The sequence below is a fragment of the Capnocytophaga ochracea DSM 7271 genome (assembly GCF_000023285.1).
Lineage (GTDB): Bacteria > Bacteroidota > Bacteroidia > Flavobacteriales > Flavobacteriaceae > Capnocytophaga > Capnocytophaga ochracea.
In genome coordinates, this window is sequence record NC_013162.1 from 1336388 (window position 1) to 1347969 (window position 11582).

An 11582-nucleotide genomic window follows, 5' to 3' on the forward strand; every position below is an offset into this window, starting at 1 on the left:
AACTCAGAGGCGAATGATGAGGGAGAAATAAGCGAAAAGAGACTTTCATTGAAAATAGAGGATGTTTTTTGGAATATTCAAAATAAAATAGTTATCTTTGCCAGCAACTAAACTTTAATACCTTATGCGTATGCGTGTTTTTCTGTGTGTTTTGATGGGGTGGTTTGTAGGGACGATACACGCTCAGTTATTGCCACCTATCTATAACTACGCTCCTTCGGTATACTCGGGTGAGAGTCAGAATTGGAAAATATGTCAAGCGATAAATCAAAAGATATATTTTGCTAACAATATAGGTCTATTGGAGTTCAATGGGGTGGTATGGCAACATTACCCCTTGCCCAATGGGGCGATAGTGCGCGCCGTAAACGCCAAAGGTAACACTATCTATACAGGTGGTTTTGCTGAATTTGGTTATTGGCAAGCAGATGCTTTCAACCGTTTGCAATATACTTCGCTAAGTAAACGCTTAGCACCTAAGGATATAGAAGACGAAGAGGTATGGAAAATTGTTTTTTTTGACCATTGGGTGCTCTTCCAGTCGTTGCACAAACTTTATATTTACGACTCTCAGCACGACCGCTTTCACATTGTACATTCGCAAAACAACTTACCTAAAATCTTCAAAGTGGGCGAGCATATCTTCTTTCAAAAGATGAATGAGGGGCTTTTTGCTCTTGTGAATGGTAAAGAGGAGTTGCGTTCGGAGGCATCTCTTTTCCGCGAACATATTGTTATTAATATCTTCCCATATAAAGGTAAGTTTCTATTTGTTACCCAAGATAAAGGCATTTACGAAGGAACACCTGCTGAGGTGAAACCTTGGCAAGTGAGTACAGGAGCGCTTACTTCTTCCCTAAACATTTACAGTTGCGAACAACTCTCTGACGGTTCTATCTTGCTGGGGACGATTGCCAATGGTGTATACCGATTATCGCCAGAAGGACAACTGTGGGAGCACCTTCATCAGAAACAAGGCTTGCAAAACAACACGGTGCTTTCTATCTTCGAGGACAAAGAACACAATGTGTGGTTAGGCTTAGACAATGGCATTAGTATGGTGAATTTCTTTTCGCCTTTCCGCCAGTATAAAGATAACGAAGGAGTGCTAGGAGCCGTTTATACCTCTATTGTTTACCAAGGTGATTTGTATTTGGGTACCAATCAGGGGCTTTTTTATGCGTCTTTTCCTTTGAAAGCAGGTCAGCCATTTCAGTTGGTTGAAGGTACTAAAGGGCAAGTGTGGCAACTGAAAGAACTACAAGGCTCTTTGTTTTGTGGGCACAATTCAGGTACGTTTGTGATAAACAACCATCGAGCACAATTGGTGTGTAATGTTTTGGGTACTTGGGATATTAAACCTGTGGAAGGACACCCTAATTGGCTCTTGCAAGGCAATTATGAAGGTTTATACCTTTTGGAACTGAAAGAAGGGCGTTGGCAATACCGCAATAAGATAACAGGATTCAATGTATCGAGTAGGTTTTTTGAGTTTATTTCGCCTACTGAACTATTGGTAAGCCACGAGTACAAAGGCGTGTTCCGGTTGCAACTCTCCCCTGATTTTACGAGAGTACTCCAAGTGCACAAAGAGACTTCTGCTCCAATGGGGCGCAAGTCGGCGATTGCTAAATACCGCAATGAGATTTGGTATTTTACTGAAAAAGGCTTGTTTAAATATGATATTACCGCACGTAAGTTTGTGCAAGATGAAAGCCTTACCCATCGGCTATTCGACCAAGATGCCTACTTATCGGGCACTATGTTACGGGGCAAAGAGGACGGATTGTGGTTTTTTACCCAATACAATATAGTGAAGGTGAGTCAGGGTAAGTTAGACAAGGCACTTCAGCTGAAAAAGATGCCTCTCTCGGCTGCTTTTCGCAAGGATTTGGTAGGGTTTGAGAACCTCAATGAGTACCGAGAAGGTGATTGCCTTTTAGGTACTAGTACCGGCTTTATGGATTTTGCGTTTAATCCGTCGCACCATACTGCCTACGAGGTGCAAATAGACCATATATACAAAAGCAAAGTAGAAGGCGTATGGCAACCAATTGCTCTTAACAGTGCTGATAACCGCTGGGCATACAACCAAAACAATCTGCGTTTTAGCTATAGTGTGCCCGCCTATAATGCGATGTTTCAAACTGTATATCAATATAAATTGGAAGGACTTTACGAGCATTGGAGCGACTGGAGCAAGGAGGCAAGTGTGCAGTTTGATAATCTGCCTGCAGGTGATTATACCTTTCTGGTAAGAGCCAGAGTGGGAAATGCTGTTTCGACCAATACGGCTATTTTTCACTTTGTAATAGAAAAACCTTGGTATGCCACTAATGTAATGATAGCTACCTATATAGGACTCTTACTGCTTTTGCTTTTTATAATTCACCGAGTGTATAGAGTTCATTACAAGCGTCATAAGAAGAAGGTAGAACAAGAAAAAGAGAAAGAACTCGCCCTATTGCAATTGGAAAATGACCGCACGGTAATGAAACTCCAAAACGATAAGCTCCATAGTGAAGTGGAGAGCAAGAACCGCGAGCTGGCGGTGACTACGATGAACATCGTGCGCAAGAATGAACTGCTGATGAGCATCAAAGAGGCTCTTTTGAATAGTGGCAATAGCAAAGAAGTGTTACACATTGTGGAAGATAACATCAACAGCGAAGGTGACTGGGAGCATTTTCAAGAAATCTTTAATCAAACTGACCGTGACTTCCTTAATCGGCTTAAATCGCTTCACCCTGACCTTACTCCTAATGACATTAAACTGTGCATTTACCTGCGTTTAAACCTTTCGAGTAAAGAAATTGCTCCACTACTGAACATCTCTACCCAAAGTATAGAAATAAAACGCTACCGCTTGCGCAAAAAGATGCGTTTAGAGCGCAATCAGAACCTTACTGACTATATTCTAAAGCTCTAAATTAATGATTAATGGTTAATGATTAATAGTGCAAGCCACACAGGCAGATGTGAGTCGTACGAGCGAGTAGAAAACATAAATTGATTTTCTTAAAAAAATATATACATTACCTATACAACACCTCTTAAAAAGAGGTGTTTTTTATTTGTTGTTACCTTTACATCGATTTTTTGCATATAATTTTAAATGTAAGATTTACAATAGTTTGTTTTGTAATTCTCGTTAATAGCAACTATACATTTACGTTAAAAATACTCCTTGTATATTTTTTGTATAGGTAAAATATTTTGTGTGTTGAATAATTGCGTTTATCTTTGTTGCGTGATTGAAAGAGAAATAAAAGAAAGAGAAGGTAATACTGAGTTAATACCAGAAATGCCAATAATGCCAATAATACTGATTGAAAAGTATGAATTTAGTGAAGGATTAAAGTTTGGGCTAAGTCAGGGACAGTAAGTAGTATTATTAGTTATTTAGTTTTAGAGGCTTTGACAAAGTTGAGAGGTAAAACCAACTGAAAAAGGTGATTTGTTATTTTGAAATTAAGGCTGTAATTTATCCTTTTTGAGATAAAACTTATCAAAAGTTACCACGGGGAATGGAAGAACGAAAGCGCACGAAAATTATTCTTAACTTTATCCCAAAAAAGAGAGGGATTTTTACTAGATGAATGATGGACTTAGCTTATAGAGAGCTTATAGGAAGCTTATACGAATCTTGGACGATTGGTATAGAAAGGGTGTATAAATAGTTGATTAATAATACAATACAACAATGTCAGTAATATCAGTAATAGGTAGAGAAGCGAAAGTAAAGGGAAGAAAAGAGCAAGTTGCAAACAAGTTAAACCTAATATAATACATTAACATACCATTTAAAAAGAGCAATTCAGATGAAAGTATTTATTTTACCAATGTTGCTATTTTTATGTACGAGTTTGGCAGTGGCACAAACTTATAACATAAAAGGAAATGTGAAAGAAGCTCCTAACAGTCCGATGATGGGGGTTTCGGTGGTTGTAAAAGGCACTACCCACGGCGTCTCTACCGATTTCGAAGGGAATTTTGCCTTAGACAATGTGAAGAGAGGTCAGGTTCTGGTGTTTTCGTATGTGGGTTACATCACTCAAGAAATCACTGTGAACAATGGCAATGCGCTGAACGTTACCTTGAAAGAAGATACCCAAACCCTCGGTGAAGTGGTAGTTATCGGGTATGGAACTCAAAAGGTAAAGGACGTAACAGGCTCTGTATCAGTAGTAGATGCTAAAACCATTACCGAACTAAAGCCTGTGGATGCGGCTACTGCCCTACAAGGTACTACCTCAGGGGTGAGCGTAAACAAGGCTTCGGGCTCACCTGGAGGGAAGATAAACATTCTTATTCGCGGAGTGAGTTCTAACGGTAGCAACGAGCCTTTGGTAATTATCGACGGTTACGAAGGGGCACTGAACAGTATCAACCCTGAGGACATCGAGAGTCTTACTGTATTGAAAGACGCTCAAGCGGCTATCTACGGTATTAAAGGCGCGAATGGGGTAGTACTGGTAACTACTAAGGGTGGACGCAAAAACACACCTTTGGAAGTGAAAATTAGCTCTTATACTGGTATTCAGCAAACTACCAAAAAGTTGGATTATATGAACGCTACCGAGTATGCTGCCTTACTCAACGAGAGTTATGCTGCCAACGGACAGGCGTTGCCTTTTGGCAATTTGGCTTCTTTGGGCAAAGGCATTGATTGGCAAGACGAGGTGTTTAAGAATTCTGTTATTTCAGATATGACAGCTAGTATCTCGGGTGGAGGTGAGAAATTTAGTTATTACTTAGGGGCATCACATCTTACCCAAGACGGTATTGTAGCCCCTGAAAAGTCTAACTTCAAACGCAATAACGTGAAAGTGAGTTTGGGTGCTGATATTACCTCTAAACTCAAAATGAATTTCACAGCTAACTATTATAACAACAAGCGCAAAACCATTGAGGAAAACGGCTTGGGAGCAGTGCTTTTCAACGCTTTGAACTTTTCGCCTACCTACGGTTTGCACGATGAAGATTTAACGGGCTTTTTGGGTAATGAGGTAATTAACCCTTTGGCACAAATAGACAATACCTATAATCAGTATGACGGTAATGGATTGGAGGGGAATTTCCAGTTGAGCTATAATCTCATAGAAGGCTTAGACCTCACTTCGCGTATTGGGTTTAAGACTTATAGTGATGAGAAGAAAGATTTTCAACCTCTGAGCTTTTTTGGTACGGGCAAAATCTTCAACCGCAGTCGCAGTACGGTAACTCAGGAAAAGAACGAAACGCACGCTTATACGTGGGAGACTTTTGCTACTTATAACAAAACTTTCTGGAAAAACCACAACACTTCACTCACTGTGGGAACCAGTGCGCAACGCAACTGGGGCAGTGGACTCAGTGCTACAGGTTACGATGTGCCTAACAACTCTTGGGATTTTGCCGATATAGGTCTCACTACAGGTACGAACAACAGCAAAACTGATAACTCGTATATGAACGATTCGCGTCTTACCTCTTTTTTTGGTAGATTGCAATACGATTTTAAGAGCAAATACTTGCTATCGGCGATGCTTAGGCGTGATGCTTCTTCAGACTTCCCGAAAGACAACCGCGCCGACTTGTTTTCATCAGTAACAGCAGGTTGGAAAGTATCCGACGAAAGCTTCTTGAAAGAAAGCAAATGGATAGACTTCCTCAAATTGCGTGGTAGCTATGGTACACTGGGTAACAATGCCGGTAAAAACCTCTATAAGGCTATTTTAAACGGGGAAGCCGTTTACGTGTTCAACGGACAAATAGTACGCGGTACGGCGGTGGGCAAATTGCCTAACCCAAGTGCCAAATGGGAAGTAGCTGAAAAGTTAGACGTTGGTTTTGATTTTAATACCTTGAAGAACCGATTATCGTTAGTATTCGATTACTTTATAGAAAACCGTAACGATTTGCTCATTTCTAATTTTCCTGTCTCAGGTATTATAGGAACGGCTGCACCAGGAGCATCAAACCCCACCGTGAACGCTGGTAATACTCAAAATAAGGGCTTTGAGGTAGCCTTAGGTTATAGAAGTGATGTAACAAAACCTTTTTCTTGGGGCTTCAACTACAATGTTACTCGTTTAGACGGCAAAGTGGTATCGATTAATGGAGATGTGATTCCAGAAGGAGGGGCTTTCAGCGTTGGTCAGTTAGCACCTGCACGTATGGAAGTGGGGCAACCTATTGGCTACTTCTATGGTTTGCAAGCCGATGGAATCTTCCAAAACCAAGCTGAGGTAGATGCACACCCTTCACAACTTGCCTTAGGTGCTCCTGCCAGAATAGGAGATATCCGTTATAAAGATGTGAATGGCGATGGAGTAATTGATTTTAAAGACCGCACATATTTGGGTAAACCTACCGCTACTTACTATATGGGATTGAACCTCAATGCTAAGTATAAAAACTTTGATTTCTCAACCTATATGTATGCCGAGCTCGACAAAGAGATGGTGCGCAACTATGAGCGTTCACAACCTAACGTAAACCGTCAGCGTTTATATCTTGACCGTTGGCGTGGTGAGGGCACCAGCAATAGCGTGCCTCGTGTGACCACAGGGGCGACTACCAATAATTTATTCTCAAGTTTCTTTGTAGAAGACGCCTCATTCTTGCGCGTTCAGAACATACAGTTGGGCTATTCGATTCCTGCATCGGTATTAGAGAGTGTGAAGATGAAAACCTTCCGTGTGTACTTTTCGGTAAACAACGCCTTTACTTTCACTAAGTATAAAGGTTATGACCCCTCAGCTACCTCTGGTGATGCCATTGGTGGAGGTATTGATTACGGCTTTTATCCACAAGCCCGTCAGTTTATCTTAGGATTTAATACTTCATTTTAAAACCCATACAAACAAATGAAAACGATACATAACATACAGAAATGGACAGTAGGGCTTATGCTTCTCGCTTTTACCCTTGCTTGTTCCGATGATTTTCTCGATAAAACCAAACAGTACGAGATAAACTCTGAAAGTTACTTCAATTCAAAAGAAGATTACCAAAACGCTCTGATTGCAGCCTACGATTTGTTGCATTCTACGTATATAAATGTATTGATGGGTGAAATAGCCTCCGATAATACTCTTTGCGGTGGTGAAAGTGCTTCCGATGTGCCTGGTTTTCAACAAATAGACCAGATGATTCACACCCCTATCAACAGCCAACTCAAAAACTTGTGGGATTGGATGTTTGCAGGCGTAAACCGCGCGGCTTATATCTTGGAATTTCAAGACAAAACAGCCTTTGAGGGCAAAGAGGTGATTATTGCCGAGACACACTTCCTTCACGCCTATTACAACTTCGAACTTGTGAAATGGTTTGGGGCGATTCCGCTCAAAGAAAACAAACGCTTTGAGCGTGGTGACGAGCAAAAAATACCCCGTTCCCCTGTGAGTGAGGTATATACTTCTATTGAGAAAGACCTTTTGGCTGCCATTCCTCACTTGCCTACAACCCCCCCCGACGGCCAAGTAGGGCGTGCTACCAAAGGGGCGGCTCAAGCCCTCCTCGGCAAGGTGTATTTATACCAAAACAAGTTTGCCGAAGCAGCTCAAATATTAGAAACTGTGATACACAGCAATACTTATTCTCTTGTAACCGACTATGCCTCTATCTTTGAAAAAGAAGGCGAAAATGGCGCTGAATCAGTATTTGAGGTACAATATTCCGATGCCGAAGGTGCTGGCTTTGAGTGTTTGCAATGTAGTGAAGGGAATGTGGCAGTAGGGTTTAACAGTATCCGCAACTATAACGGGCCTGTGTTCGATTCTGGTTATAGTTTTAACGTACCCGTACAAGAGGCAGTCGATGCTTTTGAAGCAGGCGACCTCCGCAAAGATGTAGCGATTTTAGACATCGTCGCGTGGGCAGCAGCGAACAACGCTACTTATGCCGAAGGTTACAAACATACAGGCTATTTCAATAGAAAATATATTGCTCGCAAAGGCGACCTCAATACCCCCGACCAAAACCTTACGAACCCTAATAACTATCGTGCCATTCGCTATGCCGATGTGCTCTTAATGGCTGCCGAAGCGCTCAACCGTGGTAATATCAGCGATGAACGTGCTCGCGACTATCTCAACCAAGTGCGCAAACGTGCCTTTGGCGATGAAAATCATAACGTTACTGTATCGGGTACTGCTCTTACCGAAGCAATATGGAAAGAACGCCGTGTAGAGTTCTTAGGCGAAGGCTTGCGCTTTTTCGACTTAGTCCGCACGGGCAAAGGTACCGAAATACAAGGTTTTACTGCCAACAAAAACGAAGTGTTCCCCGTACCCTACGAAGAAATTCGCTTTGCTAATGGCAATTGGCAACAAAACCAAGGATACTAATTACCTCTTATCTAAATTAAAATGAAAGCACTCAAAAACCTAATAGCACTACTGCTCCTCATTGGAATGGTAGCTTGCGAAAAAGATAAGGACGACCTCAGTTTCGTCCAAAATGCCACTGCTCCTACTGATGTCTCAGCTAAATTTCAGGTGAGCACCGATAACACAGGAACAGTAACCATCACTCCTTTAGCTACGGGGGTAGCCACTTATAAGGTCTACTTTGGCGATAGCACTGCAACCCCCACTGTGGTAAAAGCAGGTGGTTCGGTAACACACACTTATGCTGAAGGTAGTTACCAAGTGAAAATAGTAGCTGTGAACATCGCTGGCAAGGAGGCCGAAGCAACTTTGCCTTTAGAGGTGTCGTTCCGCGCTCCTGAGAATGTAGAAGTAACTGTCGCTAACGACCAAGCGGTTTCTAAGAAAGTGAATGTAACTGCTAAAGCCGATTTTGCAATTACCTATGATGTGTATTTCGGTGAGAGTAGCGACGAAAAACCGGTGTCTGGCAATATAGGTGAAGTTGTTTCACACATTTATAGGCAAACAGGTACTTATACCCTTACGATAGAGGTGAAAGGTGCTGGCAAACAAACTACCAAAGTACAAAAATCGGTACGAGTAATTGCCTTGCAACAGCCAACTACTGCGGCTCCTCAACCTCCAATCCGCAAAGCACAAGAGGTCGTTTCGCTTTTCAGCGGACGATATACCAATGTGGCAGGTACCGATTTCAACCCTAATTGGGGGCAAGCCACTGCCTATAATCTCTTTAAGTTGGGCACCGATGAAATCTTGCAATACGCTCACCTCAATTATCAAGGTATCCAATTTGCCCGAGAAATCGACCTATCAGCGATGGAGTTCTTGCATTTAGATGTTTGGACTGCCGATGCTACCGCTTTAGATATCTATTTGATTAGCAAAAGCACAGGCGCTGACGGTGAGAAGTTCGTCAAAAAGACCCTCACTGCCGATAAGTGGACAAGCATCGATATTCCACTAAACGACTACACCAAACAAGGATTTGTAATCACCGATGTACACCAAATAAAATTGGTAGGACAAGGTACCGTATTTATTGATAACTTGTATTTCTACAAAAAATCGAATACCGTGATAATCGAAAACTTTGAAGGTACAGCTCCCGAATTTACTACCTTTGGTGATATGGCAAATGTAGAAGTAGTTGCCAACCCTAAAACAGTAGGCAATACATCTACCAAAGTAGTGAAAATGGTGCGTACCAAAGGTAGCCAAACGTGGGCAGGTGCGTTCTTCACTTCCGAAAATTTGGATATGAACGCTCATAAAATCCTTAAATTGAAAGCGCTATCACCTAAAACAGGTATTGTTGTAAAAGTAAAATTAGAGAATGCTGCGGGTAATATTTCTAAAGAAGTAGATGCTCGTATCACCAAAAAGAATACTTGGGAAGAACTTTCTTTTGATTTTACTGGCATTGATACCAGCACTACCTATACCAAAGTAGTTGTTTTCTTCGACTTTGGTGAAAAAGGGGATGATACCACTTATTACTATGATGAAATAACACTTAATTAACAAAACGCCAAATAGGCAAATTGATAAATTGAATCGATATGAAAACACTTAAACTGTTAGGATTGTTACTATTAACAATCTTTGCATCTTGTAAAGACAAGAATCCATTAGCCGAATTAATCGCCCCAAACAACGTAAAAGCCACTTATAAAATTATAGGAGCAGATGCCCAACATCCTAACGGAGATGGCTCTGGCTTGGTAGACTTTACTGTTACTGCCAATAATGCAATCACCTTTCGCATTGATTTTGGTGATGGAAAAAGTGAGGTAACGCCCTCTGGTATGATTCAGCACCGCTATACCAAAGTAGGAACCAACAAGTTCACTGCTGTAGTGAGTGCTGTAGGGATTGGAGGAAATATGACTTCTACATCCTTAGAAATTGAAGTATATAGCTCCTTCTCCGATGCAGAAGCCGAAAATCTATTGGCTGGTAAGAACATAGGAGATAGTAAGACGTGGTATTGGGCTGCTAATGTAAAAGGGTATGCAGGCTTAGGTCCTCAAGAGAGTGGCGACAATAGTGAATATGGCTACCCTGCGTGGTGGCAAGCCGAACCTTTCGACGCTACTCGTACTTGTATGTTTGAGAACTCTTTCATCTTCACTCGTACCACTAATGGTGTTACCTATAAACAAACTGCCGACCACGTGTTTGTACCAGGAGCCTATGCAAGTGTGTTGGGTGTTGCTAAAGACCAATGTTACGGTACCGATGTGATACCTACTATTACAGGGGAAAAACAAGTATCGTTTGTTCCTTCTACTTCCAAAGCCGCTACTCAAGGTAAGTACGATAACAAAGCATACCGTGGTACAGCTATTGAGCTCTCCAATGGAGGTATGCTCGGTTGGTGGGTAGGAGCGAGCACTTATGATATCATCAGCCTTAGCGATACCCAACTCATCGTACGCGTAATGCAACCTAACAGTCAGTTTGCTTGGTATCACATTTTCACCACTACCAAACCTTCCGAAAATAGTTTTACAAACCTTGTATGGTTTGACGAGTTCAACAAAGCGGGTGCTCCCGATGCTACTAAATGGACGTATGATTTAGGCAAAGGTAATAACGGTTGGGGCAATGGTGAACTCCAAAATTACACCAAAGAAGCTGAGAATGTAAAAGTAGAAAATGGTGTGCTTAAAATCACTGCTAAAGCTGATGGTAAAGGAGGTTACACTTCTGCCCGCATAAAAACCGAAGGGTTATATGGTTTCAAATACGGCAAATTGGAAATCAAAGCCAAACTCCCTGCTACACAAGGAACTTGGCCAGCAATGTGGCTATTGGGTAATAACTTCGCTACAGAAGGCTGGCCTAAATGTGGCGAAATAGATCTCTTAGAACAAAAAGGTAATAAGAAAACCCATATACTTGGGGCTTGTCACTGGTATGACACCGATAACCATCACCAAGGAGATTACGATAAAGAAATAGCTTTTGCCAATGCTTCCACAGATTTTCATATCTATACAATGACGTGGACAGAAAAAAAGATTATCTTTGCAGTCGATAATCAAAACTATTTCGAGATGAATAACAATGGCAAATTGCCTTTTAACCAAAAATTCTTTCTCATTTTCAACATAGCGATGGGAGGTACTTTGGGGGGTAATGTTGCTGCTAATTTCACTCAGGATAGCCTTGAAATCGATTACGTAAGAATTTATCAATAAT

General features: G+C 41.5%; 5 protein-coding genes. All 5 read left to right on the top strand.

Translation table 11 applies throughout. The features are described 5' to 3' along the window. The first annotated feature begins 124 nt into the window (after positions 1–124). The 5 genes from COCH_RS05660 to COCH_RS05680 all read left to right on the top strand — a co-directional run bounded on the left by COCH_RS05660 (position 125) and on the right by COCH_RS05680 (position 11581). Positions 125–2929: a helix-turn-helix and ligand-binding sensor domain-containing protein gene (locus COCH_RS05660; RefSeq protein ID WP_041546722.1), complete on the top strand. Its 2805-nt coding sequence runs from the start codon at positions 125–127 to the stop codon at positions 2927–2929. An 892-nt stretch (positions 2930–3821) separates the two neighbouring features. Continuing rightward, positions 3822–6836 (top strand): SusC/RagA family TonB-linked outer membrane protein, encoded by a 3015-nt coding sequence (locus COCH_RS05665; RefSeq protein WP_015782322.1) that lies wholly within the window; start codon positions 3822–3824, stop codon positions 6834–6836. Positions 6837–6851: 15 nt separating this feature from the next. Then, positions 6852–8333 (top strand): RagB/SusD family nutrient uptake outer membrane protein, encoded by a 1482-nt coding sequence (locus COCH_RS05670; protein WP_015782323.1) that lies wholly within the window; start codon positions 6852–6854, stop codon positions 8331–8333. A gap of 21 nt (positions 8334–8354) precedes the next feature. Beyond that, positions 8355–9899 (top strand): hypothetical protein, encoded by a 1545-nt coding sequence (locus COCH_RS05675; RefSeq protein WP_015782324.1) that lies wholly within the window; start codon positions 8355–8357, stop codon positions 9897–9899. Between the two features lie 38 nt (positions 9900–9937). Beyond that, positions 9938–11581, top strand: a complete 1644-nt coding sequence (locus COCH_RS05680) for a family 16 glycosylhydrolase (protein ID WP_015782325.1) — start codon at positions 9938–9940, stop codon at positions 11579–11581. The last annotated feature ends 1 nt before the right edge of the window (position 11582 follow it).

Bases quoted from the DNA above. Each gene is read 5' to 3' on its own strand.
- COCH_RS05680 (WP_015782325.1), top strand. From the start codon at position 9,938: ATGAAAACACTTAAACTGTTAGGATTGTTACTATTAACAATCTTTGCA.
- COCH_RS05670 (WP_015782323.1), top strand. From the start codon at position 6,852: ATGAAAACGATACATAACATACAGAAATGGACAGTAGGGCTTATGCTT.
- COCH_RS05675 (WP_015782324.1), top strand. From the start codon at position 8,355: ATGAAAGCACTCAAAAACCTAATAGCACTACTGCTCCTCATTGGAATG.
- COCH_RS05665 (WP_015782322.1), top strand. From the start codon at position 3,822: ATGAAAGTATTTATTTTACCAATGTTGCTATTTTTATGTACGAGTTTG.
- COCH_RS05660 (WP_041546722.1), top strand. From the start codon at position 125: ATGCGTATGCGTGTTTTTCTGTGTGTTTTGATGGGGTGGTTTGTAGGG.